Source organism: Bifidobacterium saguinibicoloris (assembly GCF_019331725.1).
In the GTDB taxonomy this organism is placed as follows: domain Bacteria; phylum Actinomycetota; class Actinomycetes; order Actinomycetales; family Bifidobacteriaceae; genus Bifidobacterium; species Bifidobacterium saguinibicoloris.
In genome coordinates this window covers 192453-218690 of the sequence record NZ_JAHBBF010000002.1, presented here as the reverse complement: position 1 = coordinate 218690, position 26238 = coordinate 192453, and the positions used below count along the sequence as shown (strand labels likewise).

Here is a 26238-nt window from a genome sequence, read left to right as displayed (position 1 = left end):
GCGGGAAGATGGAGGTCCTGGGCGTTCCGGCCCAGGGACCTTTGGTCCGGAACGTGTGATGTGGCCTGATTCCGCGTTCCGGGTCCAGTATTTGCGGCACCGGAACGCAGGATGGGGCTATCCGTACGTTCCGGCCCAGGGCCTGTTGGTCCGGAACGTCAAAACAGGAGTCCCCAGCGCTCCGGGGGCACTCCGGCACGCCCAAGTGTGGCCCGGAGCACTGAGAGTGGGTTTTCTGTCGTTCCGGGACCTACACAACGCCGTCAGCGCGCCATCCACAGCACAATCAACGCCGCCGCGGGCGCCGCAATACCCGCCGCACGGGCGCGCTGAGCGCATACCCCAAGGCTCCGGCGAGCGCCACGACGGTGGCGAAGGTCGCGGGCCGGCGCAGCTGGTCGCGCAGGCTCACCGCGCCGGTCACGCAATGGTCCTCGAACCAGACGCGCAGCTCGTTGCCGGAGTATCGGCCCACGAGCTCGCCCCAGGTGAGCATGCGCGTCTCGTATGCGGCCGGCGCATCCTCGTGGAATTCGAACAGGCGAATGCCGCGCAGCCGTGATTTCGGCCCGTAGCATTCGAATCCGCAGGTGGGCGCGTAGCCCAGGTCGATGCCGTCCTCATGCCCGACGAACGCGTTCTTGTGGTCGTGTCCGCAGAACAGCGCGAAATAGCCGCCGGCTTCACGCATCGCATCCACTTCGCCCACGTTCTCGTCGGCGCAGCCGATCGCCTCTCCCAAGCGTGAGCCCGGTCGGCATTTCGTTTCGTCCAGCACGTAGCAGCGTCCGGCGAACGTGCGTGATCCTTCGACGGCGTTCGGTGTCCATGCGGGTACTTCCCTGAGCACGTCGTAGAACTCCTGCGGCGGGATGTGCTGGAACGCGATGGCCGGCACGGGCCTGCCGTCGCCGTTGCGCTCGCCGAGTGCGCGCTGCACGTCGCCCAGCCATGCGATCGCCTCGGGGGAGGGCGTGCCGTAGCCGTCGGAATCGGCCAGGTCGAGCCGACGCGGGTTCGTCGCGTACAGCGGGTATTGCGCGTCGCGTTCGGCGGGTGTGTCCTTGTCGGCGTAGTCGCCGGAGTTGACCATCATCACGCTCATGGCGATGCGTCCCGAACCGTCCGAGGCTTCGACGGGCAGTGCGAACGTGCCCGGTTCGAGTGCGAGCGGGGTGCCGCCTCCGCGTCCGGTGGCGTCCGTGGTCCCGTCGCCGTCGCCGTCGGCGCCGGCCGGGTTGAGGCATCCGGGGAATTCGCGGTAGATGTCGTCCTGTTCGTCGGCGAGGATGCCGCATTGGAAGTCGTGGTTGCCGTAGGTGGCGGCGAACGGCACGCCCGCTTCGACGACGGGTCCGAGGAATTCGGCGAACGTGCGGCGCACTTTGGCGCGCGTCTCGTCCATGAGGTCGTCGATGGTGACGATGTCCGCGGTGGGCGGCACGTGGAGGTTGTGGCGTTCGGCGATGCGTCGCCTCACGCCCTGCAGCTTCGCCTCGATTTCGGTGACGAGGCGCACGCGCGCGCCCGGCTGTTCGCCGCGGCGGCGTAGGAACGTGTCGATGTAGGCGGGGTCGTAGCCTCGGATCTGGTCGCCGGTGAGCACGACCAGGTCGGGTTTTGCGGCCCTGATGGCCTCTCGGATGAGGCGGATGGTGTCCCGGTCGACTTCGGGTTTGTCCTGGATGTCGGCCATCTGCAGCACGCGGAACGTGCCGTCGTCACGGAAACGCAGCGTCATGGCTTCCATGGTAGCCGTGCGTGAGGTCCTTCGGCCGGGCGCGTGGGACGATGCCTCCGGTCCCGCCCGATGACGTCCGGCGACGTTCGATGCCGTGCGATATCGGCCGATGCCGTGCGTCGCGTCCGGCCTGTCCGTTCCCCGCCGATGGTGTCGTGCGATGGATAGTGAGACCGGCGAGGCGTTGGGATGCGACGTAGGTAGGATGGGAAGTTGCGCATGTTACATGCGCGTAAACGCGCAGTCGCCCGCGGCCGTCCGGCCTGGGGAGGGGCGCGCGCCATGAATCGGTGGCCGTGGGAGCGGCCAGATGCCAAGCAAAGGAGGAACGATGGGTCAGGATCAATCATCGGTATTCGATCTCGCGGCTGTGGCCGCTGCGTCCAACGGAGGGAACAACGACCCGCTGCTGCCTCCCGCGCGCTTCATCGGCGAGCCGCAGAAGCCGAGCTCGATGCCGTACAACAAGTACGTGGCGTACGACAAGCAGGTGCCGTTCGACTACCCGCAGCGCACGTGGCCGGGCAAGAAGCTGCAGCGCGCGCCGCGCTGGTGCTCCGTGGATCTGCGTGACGGCAACCAGGCGCTCGTCAACCCGATGGACTCCGAGCGCAAGCTGCGCTTCTGGAATCTGCTCGTCTCTATGGGCTTCAAGGAGATCGAGGTGGGCTTCCCGTCCGCTTCGGAGACCGATTTCGACTTCATTCGCATGCTCATCGAACGTGAGCTCATCCCGGACGACGTGACCATCGTGGTGCTCACCCAGTGCCGCGAGCATCTCATCCGCCGCACCTACGAGGCGCTCAAGGGCGCCAAGCGCGCCATCGTGCACTTCTACAACTCCGTCTCCGTGCTGCAGCGCGAGGTCGTGTTCCGCAAGAACAAGGAGGAGATCAAGAAGCTCGCCACGGACGCGGCCGAACTGTGCAAGCATCTCGAGGGCGAGGCCAAGGGCATCGACCTGTACTACGAGTACAGCCCCGAATCGTTCACCGGCACCGAGCCGGAGTACGCGGTGGAGGTGTGCAACGCGGTGATCGGCGTCATCAAGCCGACGCCCGAGCATCCGATGATCATCAACCTGCCGGCCACGGTGGAGATGACCACGCCGAACGTGTTCGCCGACGAGGTGGAGTACGTCTCCAACAACCTCGACGACCGTGACGCCGTGGTGCTCTCCCTGCACCCGCACAACGACGAGGGTATGGGCGTGGCCGCCACCGAGCTGGCCGTGCTGGCCGGCGCCGACCGCGTCGAAGGCTGTCTGCTGGGCAACGGCGAGCGCACCGGCAACGTGGACCTCGTCACGCTGGGCCTCAACCTGCTCACGCAGGGCGTGGACCCGCAGCTCGACCTGTCCAACGTGCCGGAGATCCGCAAGACCGTCGAATACTGCAACCAGATCAAGATCTCCGAGCGTCACCCGTACGCGGGCAACTTCGTGTTCACCGCGTTCTCCGGCTCGCACCAGGACGCCATCAAGAAGGGCCTCGAGGCCCGTCAGGTGGCCGCCGACCGCGCCGGCGCGAACCTCGACGACTTCGTCTGGCTCGTGCCCTACCTGCCGATCGACCCGAAGGACATCGGCCGCACGTACGAGGCGATCATCCGCGTCAACTCCCAGTCCGGCAAGGGCGGCATGGCCTACCTGCTCAAGACGAACCACAACCTCGACCTGCCGAAGCGCCTGCAGGTGGAGTTCGACAAGATCGTCCAGAAGTACGCGGACGACACGAAGAAGGAAGTCAAGGACGAGGACATCTGGCGCCTCTTCAAGGACGAGTACCTGCCGGTCGAGCAGTCCGGCATGACCGCCGCCGGCGTGATCGTCGGCGACACGCATGACGAGACGCTCGCCCCGTGGGGCCGCCTCAAGCTGCTCAAGGTGGCGGTCTCCTCCGGCGAGGACGGCTCCGACACCGTGCTCAAGGCGCGCGTGCTCGACCGCGGCGTGAACGTCGGCAAGGACGAGGAACACATCCGCGAGGTCTCCGGCGTGGGCAACGGCCCGATCGCCGCGTTCCTCAACGCGATCGCGAACCTCGGCATCGAGGCGTCCGTCATGGACTACGTGGAGCACACCATGTCCGTCGGCACGGACGCGATGGCCGCCTCCTACGTGGAATGCCAGGTGGGCGAGGACGCCGAATCCCAGATCATCTGGGGCGTCGGCATCGACTCCTCCATCACCACGAGCGCCCTGAAGGCGATCATCTCCGCCATCAACCGTTCCAACGCCGGCCGTCGCTGAGCCGTCGCTGAGCCGTCGGCCAAAACACGACGAAGGCCTGCCGTCACCTCCCGATGCGATTCGGGAGGCGACGGCAGGCCTTTCGCGTATCTCGCGTATTGGGTGGGCCGGCGTGCGCCGGCCCACCCAACGCCATCGACCGTATGCTTGCGTATCCGGACATACGCAGGACATACGAAGACACGTGATCACATACGACGACGCCCGCGGAACGAACGGCCGGAAGGCCGTCGCGCCGCGGGCGCCGACCCGCATTCAGATCACTTGGACTTCACTTGGATTCGCTCTCGGTGGAGGTGCCGTTGCCCGTCCCGGAGCCGGAACCCTCCGAACCGTTCGAGCCGGAACCGCCGTTCTCGCCGGAACCGGAATCGGAGCCGCCGCTCTCGCCCGAACCGGACGTGCCGGAGCCGGAACCGCTGCCGGAACCCGAACCGGAGCCATTGCCGGATCCGCCCGTGCCCGTGCCGGAACCGCTGCCCGAACCGGAGCCCGAACCGCCGGAACCGGACGCGCCGGACCCGGACCCGGAACCGCTGCCCGAACCGGAGCCGGCTTCGGACGACGAATCGCCTTCGTTCGTCCTGCCGGACGAGGAGCCGGAACCGCTCTTCGAACCGTAGCCGAGCCCCCACGTGCCGTCGGAGCCGCCCACCTTGCCGTCGTCCTTCGCGGTGGGGAACGTTTCGTTCGTGGTGCCGTTCAACGCCTGCTTCATGTATTCGGTGAACAGGTGGATCGGGTAGTCGGAGCGGCCGGTCCACCGGCCGAACGCCGGGATCTCCTGCGGGTTGCCGTTCGCGTCCGGATACCACATGGCGAACGCGGAGACCACGGACGGCGTGTAGCCGACGAAGCTCGCCGCATACCCGTTGTTCGACGTGCCGGACTTGCCGGCCACGTTGTGCTTGATGGCGCGCGCCTCGGTGGCGGTGCCGGACTGCACCACGCCGGTGAGCGCCTTCGTCACGAGGTTCACGTCGTTTGCCTCGAACACGCGTTCTGTGCCGGTGGGCGCCTTGTACAGCTCCTCGCCCTTGCCGTCCTTGACGCTGGCCACGATGTGCAGCGTGGGCTTGTTGCCTTGGTTGGCGAGCGTGGCGTACGCCCACGTCATGTCCTCCACGGTGAGCGCGTTGTTGCCGAGCACCGTGTACGGTTCGGAGCCGTCCAATGCGGTGCTCTGCACGCCCGCGGTGCGCGCGGTCTGGGCGATCTTCTTGGTGCCGAGCTTGGTCTGCAGGTCCATGAACACGGTGTTGGACGACATGGCGGTGGCCCGGTACAGGTTGATGTAGCCGAGGTTCTCGCCGTCCACGTTGTTCACGGTGCCGCTGATGCCGGGGAACGTGCGGTGCGAGTTGCCGTTGAACACGGTGTCGAGGCTCACGCCGTCCTGCACGGTGGCGAGGAGCGCGAACGCCTTCATGGTGGAGCCGACCTCGTACTGGGCCTGCGTGGCGTTGTTGAGCTGCTTGGTGAGGAAGTCGTCGCCCGCGTACAGGGCGATGATCGAGCCGTCCTTGGGGTTGGCGCTCATCGCGCCGAACTGCATGCCGTCGGGCACCGTGCCCTGCATGCCGTTGGAGGCGGGGCTCACCACCTGCTGCATGAGGTCCTGCTTGCTTTTGTCGATGGTGGTGACGATTTTGTAGCCGCCCGTGTCGAGCTCATCCTTGGTGAACGCCTTGCGGTTCACCAGTTCGTTGCGCACCATGGTGAGCAGGTAGCCGTTGGTGCCCTTGTAGATGTCCTGCTGGCTGTATTCCACGGTGTCCGGCATGGCGGCCTCGGAGGCCTGCTTGGCGGTGATGTAGCCGTCCTCGCGCATGATCTTGATGACGCGGGCGAAGCGTTCCTGCGCCATGGACTTGTTCTGCGCCGGATCCCAGGAGGAGGGGGAGGGGATGATGCCGGCGAGCGTGGCCGCCTCGTCGAGCGTGAGGTCCTTCGCGTCCTTGCCGAAGTACGCCTTGGCGGCGGCCTGGATGCCGTACGCGCCGCGGCCCAGGTAGATGGTGTTCATGTAGTTGCACAGCACTTGGCTCTTGTCCTGCGACTGCGCGATCTTCAACGCGAGGATGGCCTCGTGCAGCTTGCCCAGGTATGAGGTGGTTTCGCCCAGATAGTAGCGTTCCGCATACTGCTGGGTGATGGTGGAGCCGCCTTGACGCGTGCCTTTGGTGACGTTGTTGAGCAGGGCGCGTCCGATGCCGCGCAGGTCGATGCCGCGGTCCGTGTAGAACGTGCGGTTCTCGGAGGCGACGATGGCGTTGCCCACGTAGTCCGGCAGCGCCGAGCAGCTGATGATGTCCCTGTTCTGTTCGGAGAACGTGCCCATCTGCGTGGTGCCGTCGGAGAAGTAGACGGTGGTGTTCTCCGCGAGCGCGATCTTCTCGGGGGAGGGGACCTCGGTGGTGATGTACAGGTATGCGAATGCGCCGACGCCGCAGGCGAGCAGCGCGGCGAGGATGCCGAGCACCCATTTGAGGACGAGATGCCTGCTGCGTCCCTTCATTTTCGGTCCGCGGCCGCCCTTGACGCGGTGGTTGCCTCCGCGGTAGTGCCGGGCCGCCGGCTTGCGCTCCGCCGTTCCCTTGGCGTTCCTTCGTGCGCGACGAGAATGTGAAACCATGCCCTCCACCGTAACCACATGCCCTGAACAAGGGGCCTGTTTTCGGCCGTGTGAACGTGAACGCGTGCGCTTTTTGCGTGGAATCCTCACAAACCCGCGGTGCGTTCCGCCGGCCTTGCCCGCCCGTCCGACACCCGGCGGTCGAAGCATGGTGTATAGTGGTCTGAGCCTCCACGCGGCGCTACGTCGCCCAATCCCCCCAGGGCAGGAATGCAGCAAGGGTAAGCGGCCTCTTGCGGGTGTGTGGAGGTTTTCTTATTCTTCCTCTCCGATGACGGCGTCGGTCCCCGCGTGGGCGTCCGGTCGATGCGTGTGGGCTACTCTGGGGTGCATGAGCGACGAACAGCAGCCTTCCGCACCCAGGATCCGCGACCCTCACGCCCCCGCGAATCTGGTCGATGATTTCGAGCCGTTGCCTCCCGTGGCGCCGTCCGCGCCCGGCGTCCCGGCACCGGTTCCTCCGGTTCCTCCGGCGCCGCGTCCCGGCGCCGTTCCGGCCGTCGGCTCCGCGCCGTCCTCGTTGGAGGACGTGGCCGACTATGACAACGCCGGCGACATGGCCGCCGCGTTGGGCGTCCGTCCGACGTTTGACGCCGGTTCCGAGTCGTCCGGGCCGTCCGCCCTGTTCCCCGACGACGGGGATGGTTCCGCGGCCGGCCCCCGTTCCCGCCGTGCCGCGCGCGCCGACGAGGATGCCCTGCTGGCCGTCCGCCCCCGCATCTCGAGCCGTGTACTCTGCGTGGTGTTCGGCCTGCTGTTCGTGGCGGCCGCGTTCGGCGTGTGGTGGTTCGCGGTGTACACGGAGACCGGCCAGTCGCTCGACGACATGGCCGAGACGTCCTTCCGCGCCGTCGCCTCCTCCGGTTTCGGCTGGCTCGCCGCGGGCACGCATGCGGTGGTGGCCGCCGGTTCCGCCGTGTTGGCGGTGGCCGCGGCCGTGGTGGCGGGCGTGCGCCGCCGGTGGTGGCTGCTCGGCCAGCTGGCCGTGTTTGGCGTGCTGTGCGCGGGGCTCGCCGAGTTGAAGCATGTGCTGCCCCGCCCGTTCATCATCCATACGGACATCACCGACGGTTCGTCCGCGCCGTCCGGCCACGTGGTGCTGGCGGTGGCCGCCGCGCTCGCCCTGGTGTGCGCGGTCTCGCGCGGATGGCGTTGGGCTGCGTCCCTGCTGGCGATGGCGTGGACCTGGTTCGCGGCCCTGTCCGTCGTGTACGGGCAGTGGCATCGTCCGTCCGACGCCGCGATGGCGGTGCTGCTGATCGGCGGCGTCGCGATGCTCGCGCTCGCGTTCACGCGTACGTCCGGCATGGACCGGCCCGGGCAGCGCCGTTCCTCCGCCGGCGTGCAGGTGCTGTCCTCCGTGACCGTCACCGCCGGCGTCATGGCGTGCCTGTACGCCTCGTACGTGATCTGGCAGGTCACGCCCGGCCTGACGATGGGCGCGCAATGGGCGAAGGCCGGCGCCGTGTGGGGGAGCGTGATCCTGCTGACCGGTGTGACGCTTCTCACCGTGGGATTGGTCGCCGCGCTGCGCCAGCTGACCGCCGCGCCGCTCACCCGTCTGGGGCTCGTGGGCGCGCCGCCCGCGCCGCCGGCGAGGGGAGCCCGCCGCGCCGCCGGCCGACAGTCGTGAGTAAGATACAGCACGTATAAAGGAGCAGGTAAGGAGAGGTCATGGCAAACGGCACCAAGCTCGTGATCGTGGAGTCTCCCACCAAGGCCCGCAAGATCGGCGGATACCTGGGGGACGGCTACACCGTGATGGCATCGGTGGGTCACATCCGCGATCTCGCCCAACCCAGTCAGGTGCCCGCGGCGGACAAGGCCCGGTACGGCAAGTTCGGCGTGGACGTGGACAACGGGTTCAAGCCCTACTACATCGTCGATGGCGACAAGCGGAAAACCGTCTCCGAGCTCAAATCCGCGTTGAAGAACGCCAGCGAGCTCTACCTCGCCACCGATGAGGATCGCGAGGGCGAGGCCATCGCATGGCATCTCGTCGAGACCCTCAAGCCCAAGGTGCCGGTCAAGCGCATGGTGTTCCACGAGATCACCAAGAACGCCATCCAGCAGTCCCTCATGCAGACGCGCGACGTCGACGCCGACATGGTCGACGCGCAGGAGACCCGCCGCATCCTCGACCGTCTCTACGGCTACGAGCTGTCGCCGGTGCTGTGGCGCAAGGTCGGGCCGGGCCTGTCCGCGGGACGTGTGCAGTCGGTCGCCACGCGCCTCATCGTCGAACGCGAACGCGAGCGCATGGCGTTCGTGCGCGCCCCCTACTGGGATGTGACCGCCACGCTCGAGGCACCCGGCGCGGAAGGCGCGTCCGTCGCCTTCGACGCGCGCATGACGTCGCTCGCCGGTAGGCGTCTCGCCGGCTCCAAGGATTTCGGTTCCGACGGCAGGCTCACGCCCGACGGATTCACCGGCAACGTGTGCCGTCTGGACGAGGCGAACGCCACGGCCATCGCCGCGGCGCTGCGCACGGCCGCGTTCACCGTGGTCTCGATGGAGTCGAAGCCGTACCGCCGCCGCCCGCTGCCGCCGTTCACCACGTCCACGCTGCAGCAGACCGCCGGCAACCGTCTCGGCATGAGCTCGCGCGCCACGATGCGCGCCGCGCAGGGCCTGTACGAGAACGGCTACATCACGTACATGCGTACCGATTCGGTCACGCTCTCCCAGGAGGCCATCGCGGCCGCGCGCCAGTCCGTCGAATACCATTTCGGCAAGGCGTTCCTTTCCGACGCCCCCAAGCAGTACGCCACGAAGACCGCCGGCGCGCAGGAGGCGCACGAATGCATCCGCCCGGCCGGCGCACGCTTCCGCGATCCGGACGAGCTTGCCGCCAAGGTGCCGGGCGACCAGCTGAAGCTGTACACGCTCATCTGGCAGCGCACCCTCGCCTCCCAGATGGCCGACGCCACCGGCTCCACCGCCACGGTGAAGCTGTCCGCGCCGACCGGCGCGTCCGGCGAGGCCATCTTCCAGGCGTCCGGCACCGTCATCGAATTCCCCGGCTTCATGAAGGCCACCGGTGAAGGCCATCGCACGGCGTCGCCGAAGGACGGTGCGAAGGGCGATGCGGCCAAGGGCGACGACAACGCGTCCCTGCCGCCGATGGCCACCGGCCAGCGGCTCGACGCCACCGACGTGCATGCGGACGGCCATGAGACGCAGCCGCCGGCCCGATACACCGAGGCCTCGCTCGTCAAGACCCTGGAGGCGAAGGAGATCGGACGTCCGTCCACGTACGCCTCGATCATCTCCACGATCATTGACCGCGGCTACGTGTACGAACGCGGCCGCGCACTCATCCCCTCCTGGCTGGCGTTCGCCGTGACCAAGCTGCTGGAGACCAAGTTCCCCAAACTCGTCGACTACCAGTTCACTGCGGACATGGAGAACGGCCTCGACCAGATCGCCCACGGCCGCGAGACCGGCCGCGACTGGCTCACCCGCTTCTACTTCGGTTCCGGCGCGGACGCCGCGCACAACGCCGACGAGGCGCACGAGGGCCTGCAGCAGCAGGTCGCGCAGCTCGGCGAGATCGACGCGCGCGCCATCAACACCATCGACATCGGCGACGGCCTGCACGTGCGCGTCGGCCGCTACGGCCCCTACCTCGAGGACATGGCGCACACGGACGCGGAAGGCAACCCGAAGCGCGCCTCCCTGCCGGACACCATCGCCCCCGACGAACTCACCGTGGCCGTGGCCCGCGACCTCATCGAGAACCATTCCGGCGGCCCGCGCGAACTCGGCAAGGACCCCGTCACCGGCGGCACCGTCGAAGTGCGCAACGGACGGTTCGGCCCCTACGTGGCGCTCGTCCCGCCGGCGGACGCCGCCGCGGACGCGGCGAAGGCCGAGACCAAACCCGCGAAGACCACGAAGCGCGGCTCGAAGAAGGCGGACGGACCGCGCCCCAAGATGGCGAGCCTGTTCAAGACGATGAAGCCGGAGTCGCTCACCCTCGAGGACGCGCTCAGACTGCTGAGCCTGCCGCGCGAAGTCGGCTCCTACGAGGAGACGAACGCCGAGACCGGCGAGATCTCCGTCTCCCACGTGGCCGCGAACAACGGCCGCTACGGCCCGTACCTCACCAAGACGAAGGCGGACGGCTCCACCGAGACCCGGTCGCTGGGCTCCGAGGACGAGATCTTCACCGTCACCATCGACCAAGCGAAGGACCTGTTCGCGCAGCCGAAGTTCCGCGGCCGTGGCCGCGGCGCCGCCAAGCCGCCGATCCGCACGCTGGGCAACGATCCGGAATCCGGCAAGCCCGTCGTCATCAAGGAAGGCCGCTTCGGCATGTACCTGACCGACGGCGAGACCAACCGCACCCTGCCGCGTCAATACGATCCGGCCACCATCGAACCGGCTGACGCGTTCCGCATCCTCGCCGAGAAGCGGGCGATGGGCCCGGCCACGAAGCGTGGCCGCGGCGGGCGTTCGGGAGCCAAGGGTTCGGCGGCGAAGGGCAAGGGCGGCGCCAAGGCCACGGCGAAGACGAACCCCGTCGAGGCGAAGCGCGCCGAACGCCGCGCCGAAGTCAGGAAGCTCGCCGAACAGGGCTGGGCCAACACGCGCATCGCGGAGAAGATCGGCTCCACCGCCTCCACCGTGAAGGCGGACGTCGACTGGCTCACCGCGAACGAAGGCTTCGTCCGGCCCGCCGTGGTCCCCGCCAAGCCGAAGAGGAAGTAGCGGCCGGCCCCTCGTTCCTCGTGGAACACGCCCCCGATGGCAGGGTTCGGGGTAGGGGTCATGCTCAACCATGCACGGATAGATAGCGTCTCCTCCTAGACGCGATGATGCCTGAAGTGTACCCGAATGCGGGTCGCGCGCACATCGCGGACGGGAGGAAGATTTTCAATGTCCGAAACGATGTTCCGCAGGCGTCTGGCCGCCGCCTGCGTGGGATTCGTCTCCGCGGTGGCCATGCTGGCGCCTTTGACCGCCGGCGCCAGCGCCGCGGACAATACCGCGGCCGGTTCCGATACCGCGATATCCGTCATCGACGCGCAACGGCTCGTCAGCCGGTTCACGGCGGAATACGGCGCGAACGGCCCGCAGGCCGCCGCCACGCCGCGCGCCCAGGCGGCACCCCAGGCGCAGTCCGATGAGGCCGACGCCCCGGCCGCCGCGGCGGACGAGCCGGTGGACGGCAAAGTGACGTCCGCCGCCGACCTGGCCGCGGAGATCGCCGCCGTCAAGGACGGCACGCCCGCCACGCTCACGCTCACCGCCGACGTGGCGCTCGACCAGCCGCTCGCCATCCCCGCCGGCAAGCGGATCACGTTCACCGACGACGGCACCGCGCGCGCCATCACCTACAAGGACCTGCCCGCATACGGCAGCGGCGTCATCACCGTCGAACAGGGCGCGTCCCTGACCTTCGACGGCGCGCACCTCACCCTCGACGGCACCGGCGCGCAGCCGCAGTACCGCATCATCCGCACCAACGGCGCCTTCACCCTCAAGCAGGGCACGATCACCGGCGCCGACACCATGGGCACCGCGTACATGCAGGGCGTCGCGAACGCCGGCGGCGTGGTCCTCGCCCAAGGCGCGGACGCCTCCTTCACCATGACCGGCGGCGCCATCACCGGCAACAAGGAGGGCATGTCCCTCGGCAGCGCCACCGTGTTCGTCTCCGGCGGCGCCAAGTTCGACCTCTCCGGCGGCGAGATCTCCAGGAACGACCTCACCAGCGGCGAAGGCTCGCTGACGGGCGACACCTGGAAGGACCCGAACAACGCCGGATTCCACGCCCCGGTGTGGATCTATCCGGACGGCGCCTCCACGTTCACCATGACCGGCGGCGCCATCACCGGCAACACCGGCTCCCTCGCCGGCGCCGTGCTCGTGGGCTATCCGCTGAGCAACAGCGCGAAATCCACCGTCACGATGACCTTCACCGGCGGTTCCATCGCGGACAACAAGGGCGCCGCATACTCCGGCGGCATCTCCCTGTTCAGCCGCGGCTCCGCGCCCGTCAAGCTCGACATGAGCGGCGAGGCGAAGATCACCGGCAACATCGGCCCGATGGGCGGCGGCATCGCCACCAGCGACGACTACGCCGCCAATGACCGTCGACCCAACAGGGACAAGGACCCGGCCGCCTACGACCAGTGGCTTAAGGGCTACCCCGAATACCAGAAAGGCTTCGAAGGTGAGGGCTTCACCATGAAGGGCGGTGTCATCGCTGGCAACAAGGCCGTCAGCGTCAAGGGATGGGCGAGCGGCACCGGCGGCGGCGTGTACATCGCCACCGACACGGTCACGCTGACCGGCGGCACCATCTCCGGCAACTTCGCCGAACAGGGCGGCGGCGTGTACGTGAGCACCGAACCGTACGTGCTCACCCTCACGGACGCACTCGTCACCAAGAACACCGCCACCGTGCTCGGCGGCGGCATCTGGCTGTGCCCCACCGGCGACCTCAAGAGCGCCGTGCGCAACGGCGGCGCCGTGTTCGACAACACCGCCGCCACGGACGGCTCCACCGGCTACGACACCGCCGCCGGCGCCGACGTCGCCTCCGTCTCCAAAACCTTCAACGAAGGCGTGTACCTGAGCAACCGTCTGCTCGGCAACTGGCTCATCGGCTGGTACCAGGACGGCGCCATCAAGCAGCATAAGGACTCCGCCTACTGGCTGGGCGAACCCGACGCCTCCACCAAGCGCTACGACGCCATGACCCCGGCCGAACAGGCCAAGGCCAAGCGCGGCGGCATTGTGCAGTCCAAGGACGACCTGGCCCTCCAGGCCGTCACCACGGACACCGGCAAGCAGGTGGCCCAATCCAAGGCCAAGCTCGTCATCTCCGACAATACGGCCGAACGCGGCGGCGGCATCGGCGCCAACGGCGCCGTCATCTTCGGCGAATACCCGGTGGAATTCCCGAAGATCGACGTCACCGCCACCAAGGTGTGGAAGGACGACGGCGACAAGGCCGGCGCACGCCCGCAGTCGGTCAAGGTCGCCCTCTACGAGGACGGCGAACAGATCGACGAGGCCACCCTCAACGCCGACAACGACTGGACCGTCACCTGGACCGACCTGCAGAAGATCGCCGGCGACGACCCCGTCCAGGCGGACGGCAAGGCGCTCGCCAAGTACGAGGTCAAGGAGGTCGGCACGGTCAAGGACTACACCGCCTCGGTGAGCCAATCCACCAACGTCGACGGCGACTTCACCTTCACGCTGACCAACACCTACGTGAAGTCCTCCGAGCCGAACAAGCCCGGCGAAACGGGCGGCAACGGCAAGCCGAACCAGCCGAAGCAGCTCTCCAAGACCGGCTCGGCCGTGGCCATCGTCGCGGCGGCGGCCCTTGGCCTGCTGCTCGCCGGCGCCGCGCTCGCGGCGACGCGCGTGCGCCGCTGACGGCACGACGGAACCGGCATGATGGCCGTGGCGTCGGAGCGATGCATCGCCTGACGCCACGGCCATCGCCGTATGCGGGCCGGTCACGCGGGTCCATCGTGCGGTCCCATCGCCGGCAGCGGATACAGTGGGGCACATGACCGGACTGTTCATCTCCTTCGAAGGCGTCGACGGCGTGGGCAAGACCACGCAGGTCGAACGGCTGCGCGCCTACCTCGAATCGCAGGGGCGCACCGTCGTCACCACCCGCGAACCCGGCGGCACCGCGCTCGGCCGGGCCATCCGCCGTCTGCTGCTGCACGGCGTCGGCGTGGCGGACGGAGAGACGGCGACGGACGGCGGTGACGGAACGGGGGACGCCGCGCAGGGCGCCGACATCGCGCCGCGCGCCGAAGCGCTCCTGTTCGCCGCCGACCGCGCCCAGCACGTCGCCGAAATCATCCGGCCGGCATTGGACCGCGGCGAAGCGGTCATCACCGACCGCTATCTCGACTCCTCCCTCGCCTATCAGGCGGGCGGCCGCGAACTCACGGCGGACGAGATCCGTTCCTTAAGCATGTGGGGTACGAACGGCCTGCTGCCGGACCGCACCTACCTGCTCGACATGGACCCGACGCAGTCGCACACGCGGCTCACCCACGATGAGGACCGCATGGAATCGGCCGGCGACGACTTCCAACGCCGCACGCGCGAGGCGTTCCTCACGCTCGCCGCGGCCGAACCGGAACGCTTCCGCGTCATCGACGCCGGCCGCACCATCGACGACGTGTGGGCCGCCATCCGCAGGGACGTCGACGCGCTGCTGCACGGCGACGATGACTGCGATGATGGTGGCGACGGTGCGGACGCGTCGGGCGCCGCGTCCGACGGAACCCATGACGGAACCCACGACGGAAACGAGGCGACCGCATGAGCGTATGGGACGGCATCATCGGCCAGCAGCCGGTCGTGGAACAACTCAAGACCATCACTTTGGGCGACCCGAAGCAGATCGCGCAGTCATGGCTCATCTGCGGCCCTCCCGGATCGGGCCGCTCCAACCTGGCCAAGGCGTTCGCCGCCGCGCTCGAGAGCCCGGACCACGGCATGGGCGACGAACCCACCAAGGTCACGCGGCAGGTGCTCGCCGGCACGCATCCGGACGTGAGCATCCTCGCCACGGACAAGGTGACCATCGGCATCGACGAGGTGCGCGAGCTCATCGGCGTCTCCGAACAGATGCCCAGCACCGCGCCATGGCGGATCATCATCATCGAGGACGTCGACCGCATGCTCGAACGCACCACCAACGTGCTGCTCAAGGAGATCGAGGAGCCGGCCGAACACTGCATCTGGCTGCTGTGCGCCCCCAGCGCGCAGGACGTGCTGCCCACCATCCGCTCGCGCACGCGCATCGTCAACCTCGCCGTGCCCGGCGCCGACGCCGTGGCCCGGTACCTGGAGACGGGCGTGGGCGCCGAGCCGAAGATCGCGAAACGGGCGGCGCGGCTCGCCGAAGGACACATCGGCATCGCCAAACTGTACGCCACCGACGAACGCGTCATGACCGACCGCGACGAACTCGTGGTGGGCGTGCTCGAACTCGCCAAGGCCTCCGACGCGGTGATTCTCGCCGGCAGACTCATCGGCAACGCCAAGGCGCAGGCCGAAGTGGACGTCGCCGGGCAGGCCGCGCGCGCCGAAGCCGACTTCCGCCGCATCAACGGGCTCGGCCCCGACGACCGCATCCCGCCGAAACTGCGCGGCGCCTACAACGCCATCGGCAAGAAGGACGAGCTCAAACGCCGCTCCACCCGACGCAGCCGCGACGTGCTCGACCGCGCGCTCAACTCCATCGCCTCCGTCTACCGGGACGTGACCGTCCTGCAGAACGGTGCGGAGGACGCGGTGGGCCTCATCAACCTGGAGAACCGGGCGGCCATCACCGAGCTCGCGGCTCGGCTCTCCCGCGAAGGCGCGCTCGCGCGGCTCGACGAGGTGGCGCGCGCCCGCAGACGCCTCATGGGCAACGGCAACCCCACGCTCGTGTTCGAGGCGCTGTTCTGTGCGCTGATTCCGTGAGGCGGGCGCGGGCGGTGACGCAAACGGTGACGCGGATGGTGCGGATGCCGCGGGCGGTGACGCGGGCGGCGTAGCATGGAGGCGGAAGGTCCGTGGGGTCCGCCGTCTCCCGCCGTAGTGGTTGGTCGGCGCAGTGTTGGGGTGACGGCCATGCGGACGGTACCGGCATTCACCAGTGGAAGGGGTGGATATGAAGGTCTGTACGCGATGCGGTGCGCAATGCGCCGATGACGTGCTGTTCTGTGGTTCATGCGGGAGCCCGTTGCCGCAGGCGGCACCGGGTGTGCCGGGCGTTCCGGGTGCGCCGGGGATGATGGGTGTGCCGGGCGCTCCGACGCCCGTGCGGGGAACGTCGCCGGCTCAGGCGCCGCAGGTGCCGATCTGGGGTGCGGCTCAGGTTCCGCAGGCGGCTCAGGTTCCGATGGTTCCGCCGGTTCCGCAGCAGGCTCCGACGGTTCCGCAGACCCCTGCGGCCGGGTATGGCGCGACGATGCCGCAGCCGCCGCAATCGCGTCCGTCCGGTGGGACGCAGGCCGGCGGGGCGGGTGTCGGTGCCGCTGTTGTGGTGCCGGACGTCTCCGCTCTGCGCGCCGCGCGCGTGCCGCTGGTGCTGATGCTGGTGGGCGCGGTGTTCGGCATGCTGTACACGCCGTTGACGCTTCTTGGTTTCGCGCTGTTCCCCGGCTCGCCGAGCGTGGGCGGCATGGTGTTCTCCTCGGTCGTCAACGGCCTAGGTGCCGGGCTGACGTTGTACATGGCGTTGGCGCTGCTGCTGTCGCTGACGGCCGATGGCCGGCGTGTGCGCGGCAACGGTCTGGTGCCGGCGTTCGTGGTCACGGTGCTGTATATGGTGTGCGTGGCGCTCAGGTCGGCGATGCCCGATCCGACGTATGTGGCGGCGACCATCCTGCTCGGCGTGGGACTGTGCGTCATGACGGTCCTGCTGCTCGTCGCGTCCTCCCGTGCGAAGGCCGACCGTGCCGGCGCGGGGATCGGCGGACGCGACGACACGCGTGCCGGGGTGCTCATCGTCTTCGTGGTCTCCATCGTGACCCTGCTCGCGGATGTGTTCGACGGCGTGGCGCACGGTCTGGAGTCGGAGGCGTGGCTGGTGGGCTCGAATCTGTACTCCGCGCTGAACGCGCTGATGCTGCTGATCGGCGTGTTCCTGCCGATGATGGTGCTGGGCGGCAGGCTCCGCCGTGCCACCGGCACGGGCTGGCATATCGCCCCGCTGGCGGGGTTGGTGATCGGAGCCGTGCTGCAGGTGGCGAGCGTCTGGACGGCCATCGCGGGCCAACAGCTGTTGTATCGCCTGCGGCAGGGGCGAATCACCACCGATGAGTACTCCAGGCAGGTGTTGCCGTTCAGCGGCGTCGGCGCTTGGCTGGGGGTGACGTTCTTCCTCGTCGTCCTCGTCGTCGTCATCGTCATGCTGGTCGGCGTATCCAAGGCGTCGCGGGGTGCGTCTGTGCCGTCTGTGCCGTCCGGCGTTCCCGCGGGGCCGTTCGTCGGGGCGTCGTCCGCGTATCCGTCCGCGGCGCCGGCTGCCTATCCGACGTCCGTGCCGCCGGCGCGACGCTGACCCGCTGCGATTGTCCGCGTCCGTCCTACGCTGGTCGGTCGGCCTCGGCCGGTCAGCGCTTCGTGCTGGAGACGCGCACGATGAGCTGCGGCGGCAGGGAGACGTGGCTCGGATGTCCGGGTCCCGCCTCGATGAGGCGTAGCGCCTCGGACACGATGCGCGCGTACGGCGGACGCACCGAGGTCATGGTGGGCAGCGAGGCGGAGGCGATGGGGGAGTCGTTGTAGCCCACCACCTTGATGTCCTCCGGCACGTTCATGCCGAGCGCGTGGAGGGCCATCATCACGCCGAACGCGATGGTGTCGTCCGCGCAGACGATCGCGTCCGGATGGCCGCGCTCGCCGAACAGGCGGATGGTGCAGTCGAAACCGCGCGTCACCGTGCGGTCGCCGAACCGATTCCACTCGCTCTGCGTGGTGAGACCGGCGGCGCGCACCTGCGTGTGGAACATGGCGAACAGCTCGGCCGATTCGAACGAGACCTCCTTGCCGGCCAGATACGCCACCGATTCGACGCCCTGTTCGGCCAGATGCCGGATGATGGCCTCCATGGCCGTGTTCTCGTCGATGGACACCATGTTGGTGCGGAAGGAACGCTGGCGTCCGCCCACCTGCACGATGGGGATGGAGTCGGCGTACTTGTCGAACGTCTCGGACAGGTCGGCACCGGCCGAGGTGACGGTGATGAGGCCGTCCACCTTGCGCGAGCACAACGATTCGATGCGGTCGACCTGGGCGGCCTCGTCGGCGGCGATGCCGAGGAGAAGCTGGCGGCTGTCCCTGTCGACGACGGGTTCCAGCGCGTCGAGGAGCCCGGCGCAGAAGTTGTCCGATGCGCTGGGGATGACCAGACCGATGGTGTTCGTCACGTCGGATCGGAGGGCGCTGGCCGCGTAGTTCACCGAGTAGTCGAGGTCCGCGGCGGCCTTGCGTACGCGTTGCGCGATCTCGTCGTCCTTGGTGCGTCGTCCGGAGAGCACGCGCGAGACCGTGGCCGTCGAGACCTGCGCCCGATTGGCGACCTCGAGGATGGAACTGGGGGATTTCGACGCCCGGCTGGCCATGTGCGTTCAAGTCCTTTATGCGTATGTGCGTGGGTTCATATGCGGTGGTGTCATGCGGCATACGAGGTGCGAAAACAATTTCGCCGCCCGGCACAACATGGTAGTGCAGGGCGGCGAAACCGTTAGGAATAGGGGGGTTCGGTGCGTCGCGATTGCGCTTTCGCGCGCATCGAAGTCTGTAGGTGCGGGGCGGTATGCGCCCCGGTGGGTCACTCGGCCTTGGTGAGGGTCTCGACCAGGGAGTCGGCCACGGTCTCGGCGTTGTCGCCGTCGACGGTCAGGTTCACGGTGTCGCCCTGCTTGATGCCCAGGCCCATGATGGACAGGATGGAGCCGGCCGGGACGGGGGAGCCGCCTTCCTTGGCGATGGTCACGGTGCAGCCGGAGGCGGTGACGGCCTGGGCGAACTCCGCGGCCGGACGGGCGTGGATGCCGACGGGATCGTTGATCACGGTGGAACGGGTTGCGGTTGCCATAGGAGCACTCCTTTGTCGATAGCAATTGTTGGGGCGCACGTCAGTCACTGACCTGTGCTGATAGGTACTATAGCACAGGAAAACACGACACGCGGAAATCGATTACCGGCGTTGTGCGGCGGGTCTTTCTGTGTATACTGTCACTGTCGGTAAATGGATTACCTGCATGCGTTACCGAGGCGTCAAGGACGCGTGGTGCGCGAGGGTGACCGCCGCGGGATGGACCGCGGGAAGCCGGCAACGAAGTCAAGACATAAAGGAGTGCTCAACATGGTTATCACCGGAAGCGGAATCGGACGTGGAGTCGCGGTCGGCAAGGTCATCCGCATGGCTCCGCCGCTGGAGGAACCCGCGGACGTCCGTCGTGACGCATCCATCAGCGCCGTCGTGGAGAACGAGCGCGTCTCCAAGGCCCTGGCCACCGTCAACGCCGAGCTGAACCGCCGCGCCGAAGAGGCCAAGAACGGCGACGAGGGCGCCAAGCAGGCCGCCCCGATCCTCGAGGCCATCGCCATGTTCGCCTCCGACCCGTCCCTGGCGACCTCCATCCAGAACCTCGTCAACGGCGGCAAGACCGGCGAACGCGCCGTGCTCGAGGGCTTCGCCCAGGTCGAGGAGATGTTCAAGATGATCGGCGGCTACCAGGCCGAGCGCGCCGCGGACCTGCACGATGTGGGCCAGCGCGTCATCGCCGAGCTGCGCGGCGTGCCCGCCCCGGGCGTGCCGGACTCCGACGAGCCGTTCGTGCTCGTGGCCGAGGATCTGTCCCCCGCGGACACCTCCGGCCTGGATCTCGAGAAGACCCTCGCCATCGTCACTTCGCAGGGTGGCCCGACCTCCCACACCGCCATCCTGGCGCGTGCCCGCGGCATCGTGGCCGTCGTGTCCGCCGCCGGCGCCGAGGACCTCAAGACCGGCGACACCGTGATTGTCAACGCCGCCAAGGGCGAGGTCGTCGTCGACCCGACCGACGCGCAGGTCGAGGAGGCCGAGCACGCCAAGGCCAAGGCCGCCCGCGCCAAGGAGCTGCGCGGTCAGGCCGGCGGCACCAAGGACGGCCACCACGTGCCGCTGCTCGCCAATCTGGGCAAGCCGGCCGACGGCAAGACCGCCATCGAATACGGCGCGGAGGGCGTGGGCCTGTTCCGTTCCGAGTTCCTGTTCATCGGCAACGCCGAGCCGCCGAGCGTCGAGGAGCAGACCAAGGCGTACACCGAGCTGCTCGCCCAGTTCCCGGGCAAGAAGGTCGTCATCCGCATGCTTGACGCCGGCGCCGACAAGCCGCTGCCGTTCCTCACCCCTGAGGACGAGCCGAACCCGGCCCTCGGTCTGCGCGGCCTGCGCACCCTGCGCGTCCACAAGGAGGTCCTCGAAGGCCAGCTCAAGGCCCTCGCCGCCGCCGACGCCCAGACCGACGCCGACCTGTGGGTCATGGCCCCGATGGTCGCCGACGAACACGAGGCCGCCTACTTCGTCAAGCTCGGCAAGAGCTTCGGCCTGAAGAAGGTCGGCGTCATGGCCGAAGTCCCGTCCATCGCCCTCATGGCCGACAAGGTCGCCGAGGTGGCGGACTTCGTCTCCATCGGCACCAACGACCTCACCCAGTACACGATGGCCGCGGACCGCATCCTCGGCTCCGTGTCCAATTACCAGACCGCATGGCACCCGGCGGTGCTGCGCGCCATCAAGCTCATCGCGGACGCGGGCAACGCCCACGGCATGCCGGTCGGCGTGTGCGGCGAGGCCGCGGCCGATCCGGATCTGGCCGTCGTGCTCACCGGCATTGGCGTGAACTCCCTGTCCATGACCCCGGTGGCTCTGGACGACGTGCGCGCCGCGCTGGCCGAGGTCACCTTCGAGGAGGCCAAGGCCAAGGCCGAGGCCGCCCTCAACGGCGACTTCTACAAGCCGGCCTGGGGCGACTGATTCCCATCCTGCCGGTTGGGCGCTCGCTTCCCCGACCGGCAGGCATCCGATTCCCGCGGTTCGCGGCCGTTCCACGGCCCGACCGCACGTGTGACACAAGACTTGGCGCGGCGACGAATCCCCGGCTTTCCCTTCTCCGGGTGACGCCGCGTCATCACCCCAGTGGCCCGGAACCCCCTTCGCCGGGCCACCTTCTCCGCCCGGCCCCGGGCGGCGGGACGAGCACTCCCCGCCGCCGCGGGGCCGGGCTTTTTCCATTGCGGCGGCGTGCGGCGTGATATAGTGGCCAGGTTATGTGAATAAGTCGATGATATGCAATATCGACGATTGATGTCGCATGTCGACCTGTGGTGCATTCGTCGCGCCCGAATGCCGCCCGGTCCGCCGTGTGTGTTGGACAGGAGGGGTGTCATGGCTTCCAAGCAGCGTGACCTTGCATTGAAGCTCCAGAAGCGCATCGCCAACGGGGAATTCTCCGAGACGGGCAAACTGCCCACCGAGGACCAGCTCATGGAGGAGTATGGGCTGTCCAGATACTTCGTGCGCGGCGCCATCGCGGTGCTCGCTGAGGCGGGGGAGGTCTTCCCCGTGCGCGGCAACGGCGTGTTCGTGCGCGAGGGCCGTGACAGCGGCTATATGCCGATCGGCACCTCGTACGGCATTTCGGCCGATTTCGGCAAGGACAACGTCACGTCGGTGGTGTGCGAGGTGGCGTTGGACAGGACCGACGAGGCGCTGTCGAAGCGCATGCGCTGCGCGGTGGGCTCGCCGGTGTGGCGCGTGGTGCGTCTGCGCCGTGTGGAGGGCGAGCCGCTGTGCTATGAGACCGCTTGGTATCTCAAGGAATACGTGCCGTTCCTCAACGAGGACATCGCGAAGGGGTCGTTGTACTCCTACGTGCACGACGATCTCGGACTGAACTTCGGCTTCGTGGACAAGGTGATCCATATGGATTGGCTGGGCGCCGACGCCGCCCGCCTGCTCGAACTGAACGAGGGCGATCCCGCCATCTGTATCGAGGACGACGCGTTCCTGACGAACGGCAAGCTGTTCAACGCCTCGAAGAACCTCTATCACTACAAGAACGCGAAGTTCTATGCGATGGCCTCGATGCGCTGACGGCCTGCCCTGGGTGTCGAACGGCGGTTCCGGTGTGTTCCGGGACCGCCGTTTTCGTTGGCGGCCCGCGGTTTGCGTGGCGTTTCCCGGCGTCGCCGTTTCCGAGTTGACAAGATATCAAGAAGATATATACTTAAATCATCGTTGTTTAAATAACTACTAAAGATGTAGACAACACGGATGGTTGTGTCATCTTGATGGTCTTTGAATGACGCCAACGGGAATGGGCGGATGTGGTAGTCCGCCCGGAAGAAAGGACATCCAATGAAGGAGAAAATGAAGGACATCGGCGACGCGATGCTGAATGGCTTCATGAAATTCGCCAGTCTCAAGGCGCTGGTGGCGCTGAAGGACGGCTTCATCCTCACGATGCCGGCCACGCTGATTGGTTCGCTGTTCCTTCTGATCGCGAACCTGCCGTTCAGCGGCTACGCCGACTTCATGGCGAAGACGTTCGGTGACCAGTGGAACATCGCGCTCAACCAGGTCAGCACCGCAACCTTCAACATCCTCGCCATCATCGTGGCGGTCGGCATCGGCTACGCGTACGCCCGCAACGAGAAGTGCGACGGCATCTCCGCCGGCCTGCTCTCCCTGGTCGCGTTCTTCATCGTCTCTCCGTCGTCGATGAACATCTCCATCGACCCGAAGACCATCGACATCGCCACCGACGCCACCAAGAACGCCAAGGACGTTGCCGTCTCCGGCGTGTTCGTCCAGAACTGGACCGGTTCCAACGGCATCATCTCCGCCATCATCATGGGCCTCATCGTCGGCTGGGTCTACACCGCCTGCATCAAGCACGACGTGAAGATCAAGATGCCCGAGTCCGTCCCGCAGGGCGTGACCAACGCCTTCTCCGCCCTCATCCCGGGCCTCATCGTCATCACCGGCTCCTCCATCCTGTACCACCTGTGCAAGGTCTTCGGCGGCGTCTCCCTCACTGAGCTCATCTTCAAGGTGCTCCAGATTCCGCTGCAGTCCCTCACCGACACCTGGGCCGGCGCGATCATCATCGCCATCTTGATCTCCCTGCTGTTCTGGTGCGGCATCCACGGCGCCAACGTGGTCTCCGGCGTCGTCACCCCTCTGCTCACCGCCAACACGCTCGTCAACCAGAGCCTCCTCGACAAGGGCATCTACCCGAGCAAGGCGAACGGCGGCCACTACCTGACCCCGCAGGTCATCGACTGCTTCGTCAAGTTCTCCGGCGTCGGCCTGACCGTCGGCCTGCTCGTCGCCGCACTGCTCTTCGCCAAGTCGAAGCAGCTGCGTGAGGTCTCCAAGCTCTCCATCGTGCCGGGCATCTTCGGCATCAACGAGCCTGTCATCTTCGGCCTGCCGATCGTGTTCAACCCGATCATGCTGATCCCGTTCGTGCTCACCCCGCTCTGCGCGATGATCATCATGTACGGATGCCTGTCCATCGGCTTCATCCAGCCCTTCGGCGCCGTCCAGGTGCCGTGGACCACCCCGCCGATCATCTCCGGCTTCATCCTCGGCGGCTGGAAGTGCGCGCTGCTGCAGGTCATCATCGCCGCGATGGCCGTGGCCATCTACTACCCGTTCGTCAAGATGCAGGACAAGATCTACCTCGAGCAGGAAGCCGAGGCCGAGTCCGCCGAGTGACCGGCGGACCGTGGATCGTCCGGCCGGTCTCCCCGGCCGGACGATCCACGGCCGGCATCCGCACGAACATCGGGGATCCCCGATACCGGCCGGTCCGCGAGAACCGCATATGACGGGCGACCGGCCCCCTCCTCTTCACATCAACAACAACATCAACGTCATCATCCCGAATCACCAATATTCAAAGGAGAACATCATGAAGATCGTATTGTGCTGCAGCGACGGCATGTCCACCAGCATCCTCGTCAGGAAGATGCAGGACGCCTCCTCCAAGCGGGGCCTCGAGAACGACATCTCCGCCATGCCGGTCTCCACCCTCGAAGCCAACGCGCAGGACGCCGACGTGATCCTGCTCGGCCCGCAGGTCCGCTACATGCTCAAGGACGTCAAGAAGGAATTCCCGACCAAGCCGGTCGAGGTCATCGCGCCCCAGGACTACGGCATGGCCCGCGGCGACAAGGTCCTCGACTTCGCCTTCAAGCTCGCCGGCAAGTGATCGCGCCGACGGGACAAGCGAAGCAACCAACGACAGACAGGAAAGCGTAACGAAATGGCAGACGAAGAATTCGATCTGGAAACCACCTGCTTCCAGCTGATCACCGCGGCGGGCACCGCCAAGTCCGATTACATGGAGGCGCTCGGCAAGGCCAAGGAAGGGGACTTCGAGGGGGCGAATGCCTCCATCGAGGAAGGCGACAAGAGCTACCGCGAAGGCCACGCCGTGCACTCCGGCCTCGTGCAGCGTGAGGCGGCCGGCAACCCGGTGAAGATGGGACTGCTGCTCACCCACGTCGAAGACCAGATGATGGCGGCCGAAGTGTTCCGTGCAATGGTCGTCGAGATGATCGACCTGTACAAGCGTCTCGACGCCAACGAATCCGGCGCCAAGGCCGAATAGACCGGGGGATGACGATGAGATTCCCCGACGACTTTCTCTGGGGCGGGGCGGTCGCCGCGCACCAGCTCGAAGGCGCATGGAACGAGGATGGTCGTGGCCCCAGCATCTGCGACGTCCTGACCGGCGGGGCCCACGGCGTCAAGCGTGAAATCACCGCCGACGGCGTGGTGCCGGGCCTCAACTACCCGAACCACCGCGGCATCGACTACTACCACACGTTCCGTGAGGACGACGCGCTGTTCCAGGAGATGGGCTTCAAGTGCTTCCGCACCTCGATCTCCTGGTCGCGCATCTTCCCCAACGGCGATGAGGAGCAGCCCAACGAGGAAGGACTGAAGTTCTACGAGGAGCTGTTCAAGGACTACCGTGCCAAGGGCATGGAACCGGTCGTCACGCTCTCGCACTTCGAGATGCCGCTGCACCTGGCGAAGATGGGCGGTTTCTCGAACCGCAAGGTCATCGACTACTTCTTCCGGTTCGCCTCGACCGTCATGGAGCGCTACAAGGACCTGGTGACCTACTGGCTGACCTTCAACGAGATCAACAACCAGATGGAGATGCATACCGAGATCTTCCCGTACACGGATTCCGGCATCATCCCCGACCCTCATGCCGACAAGCACACCGTCGAGCAGAGGATCTGGCAGGCCATCCACAACGAGTTCGTTGCCTCGGCGCTCGTCGTGCAGCGCGGCCATCAGATCAACCCGGCGTTCCGGATCGGCTGCATGCTCGCGATGGTGCCGATCTACCCGGCCACCTGCAACCCGAACGACGTGATGCACGCCGAGATCCTGATGCGCGACCGTTACCTCTTCGGCGACGTGTACGTGCACGGCACGTACCCCGAGTACCTGCTGAACTGTTGGGACCGCGAAGGCTTCGACATCAAGATGGAGCCGGGCGACACCGACATCATCCAGGCGGGCACGGTCGACTTCATCTCGATCAGCTACTACATGAGCGCCGCCGTCTCCGCGGAGAAGGTGGACGAGTTCGACGGACACGGCCTGCCGGGCCAGGTGCGCAACCCGTACATCAAGGCCACCGACTGGGGCTGGCAGATCGATCCGGTCGGCCTGCGCTACGTGCTGTGCTCGCTGTACGAGCGCTACGGCAAGCCGATCTTCGTCGTCGAGAACGGCATCGGCATGTACGAGACGCCCGACGCCGACGGCTACGTGGCCGACGACGCGCGCATCGCGTACCTGAAGTCGCACATCGAACAGGTCGGTAAGGCGATCGACCTGGATGGCGTGCCGGTCATCGGCTACACCGTCTGGGGCTGCATCGATGTGATTTCGTTCGGTACCGGCGAGATGAAGAAACGCTACGGCATGATCTACGTCGACGCCGACGACGAGGGCAACGGCTCGTACCGGCGGACGCGCAAGAAGTCGTTCTACTGGTATCGTGACGTGATCGCCAGCAACGGCGAGAAGCTGTAGCTCCCCCC

At 67.1% G+C, this 26238-nt stretch carries 17 protein-coding genes and 1 other RNA gene; 14 read left to right on the top strand and 4 right to left on the bottom strand.

Translation table 11 applies throughout. The features are described from left to right. Positions 1-286: 286 nt before the first annotated feature. Entirely contained in the window at positions 287-1741 is a 1455-nt protein-coding gene (locus tag KIH78_RS02720) for a metallophosphoesterase family protein (RefSeq protein ID WP_219131114.1), read from the bottom strand. Positions 1742-2072: 331 nt separating this feature from the next. Here KIH78_RS02720 and leuA point away from each other — a divergent pair, with 331 nt between their 5' ends. Then, complete coding sequence (leuA, locus tag KIH78_RS02715; protein WP_214311675.1) at positions 2073-3992, top strand: 2-isopropylmalate synthase; 1920 nt, start codon at positions 2073-2075, stop codon at positions 3990-3992. A gap of 271 nt (positions 3993-4263) precedes the next feature. Here leuA and KIH78_RS02710 read toward each other — a convergent pair whose 3' ends face one another. Then, positions 4264-6627, bottom strand: coding sequence for a transglycosylase domain-containing protein (locus KIH78_RS02710; RefSeq protein ID WP_219131113.1), 2364 nt, complete (start codon positions 6625-6627; stop codon positions 4264-4266). A 162-nt stretch (positions 6628-6789) separates the two neighbouring features. Here KIH78_RS02710 and ffs point away from each other — a divergent pair. From ffs to KIH78_RS02675, 7 genes are all read left to right on the top strand, one after another. Beyond that, positions 6790-6886: signal recognition particle sRNA small type (gene ffs / locus KIH78_RS02705), an RNA gene on the top strand. Positions 6887-6958: 72 nt separating this feature from the next. Beyond that, the gene (locus KIH78_RS02700; RefSeq protein WP_219131112.1) at positions 6959-8260 is read left to right on the top strand and encodes a phosphatase PAP2 family protein; all 1302 of its coding nucleotides are present in this window, start codon (positions 6959-6961) and stop codon (positions 8258-8260) included. 41 nt (positions 8261-8301) lie between these two features. Then, positions 8302-11340: a type I DNA topoisomerase gene (gene topA, locus KIH78_RS02695; RefSeq protein WP_219131111.1), complete on the top strand. Its 3039-nt coding sequence runs from the start codon at positions 8302-8304 to the stop codon at positions 11338-11340. Between the two features lie 168 nt (positions 11341-11508). Next, a complete protein-coding gene (locus KIH78_RS02690; protein ID WP_219131110.1) occupies positions 11509-14025 on the top strand; it encodes a Cna B-type domain-containing protein in 2517 nt (838 codons plus the stop codon). Positions 14026-14161: 136 nt separating this feature from the next. Then, entirely contained in the window at positions 14162-14938 is a 777-nt protein-coding gene (gene tmk, locus KIH78_RS02685) for a dTMP kinase (RefSeq protein ID WP_219131109.1), read from the top strand. Then, positions 14935-16086, top strand: a complete 1152-nt coding sequence (locus tag KIH78_RS02680; RefSeq protein ID WP_219131108.1) for a DNA polymerase III subunit delta' — start codon at positions 14935-14937, stop codon at positions 16084-16086. The genes tmk and KIH78_RS02680 overlap by 4 nt, the downstream gene beginning before the upstream one ends. Before the next feature lie 190 nt (positions 16087-16276). Then, the gene (locus KIH78_RS02675; RefSeq protein ID WP_219131107.1) at positions 16277-17671 is read left to right on the top strand and encodes a zinc ribbon domain-containing protein; all 1395 of its coding nucleotides are present in this window, start codon (positions 16277-16279) and stop codon (positions 17669-17671) included. A gap of 52 nt (positions 17672-17723) precedes the next feature. On the opposite strand, the gene KIH78_RS02670 is transcribed toward KIH78_RS02675, so the two are convergent. Continuing rightward, positions 17724-18734, bottom strand: a complete 1011-nt coding sequence (locus tag KIH78_RS02670; protein WP_219131106.1) for a LacI family DNA-binding transcriptional regulator — start codon at positions 18732-18734, stop codon at positions 17724-17726. A gap of 209 nt (positions 18735-18943) precedes the next feature. Beyond that, positions 18944-19210 carry an HPr family phosphocarrier protein gene (locus KIH78_RS02665; protein ID WP_214311698.1) on the bottom strand — a complete coding sequence of 89 codons (267 nt, stop codon included), beginning with the start codon at positions 19208-19210 and terminating at the stop codon, positions 18944-18946. 270 nt (positions 19211-19480) lie between these two features. On the opposite strand from KIH78_RS02665, the gene ptsP reads away from it, so the two are divergent. The 6 genes from ptsP (at position 19481) to KIH78_RS02635 (ending at position 26230) form a co-directional block, all read left to right on the top strand. After that, the gene (gene ptsP / locus KIH78_RS02660) at positions 19481-21136 is read left to right on the top strand and encodes a phosphoenolpyruvate--protein phosphotransferase (protein ID WP_214311700.1); all 1656 of its coding nucleotides are present in this window, start codon (positions 19481-19483) and stop codon (positions 21134-21136) included. A 411-nt stretch (positions 21137-21547) separates the two neighbouring features. Then, the gene (locus tag KIH78_RS02655) at positions 21548-22255 is read left to right on the top strand and encodes a GntR family transcriptional regulator (RefSeq protein WP_214311702.1); all 708 of its coding nucleotides are present in this window, start codon (positions 21548-21550) and stop codon (positions 22253-22255) included. Positions 22256-22519: 264 nt separating this feature from the next. Next, a complete protein-coding gene (locus KIH78_RS02650; RefSeq protein ID WP_219131105.1) occupies positions 22520-23884 on the top strand; it encodes a PTS sugar transporter subunit IIC in 1365 nt (454 codons plus the stop codon). A 196-nt stretch (positions 23885-24080) separates the two neighbouring features. Continuing rightward, the gene (locus KIH78_RS02645; RefSeq protein ID WP_214311705.1) at positions 24081-24380 is read left to right on the top strand and encodes a PTS sugar transporter subunit IIB; all 300 of its coding nucleotides are present in this window, start codon (positions 24081-24083) and stop codon (positions 24378-24380) included. Between the two features lie 54 nt (positions 24381-24434). Continuing rightward, positions 24435-24782 (top strand): PTS sugar transporter subunit IIA, encoded by a 348-nt coding sequence (locus KIH78_RS02640; protein WP_214311707.1) that lies wholly within the window; start codon positions 24435-24437, stop codon positions 24780-24782. Between the two features lie 8 nt (positions 24783-24790). Further along, positions 24791-26230: a 6-phospho-beta-glucosidase gene (locus tag KIH78_RS02635; RefSeq protein ID WP_219131104.1), complete on the top strand. Its 1440-nt coding sequence runs from the start codon at positions 24791-24793 to the stop codon at positions 26228-26230. The last annotated feature ends 8 nt before the right edge of the window (positions 26231-26238 follow it).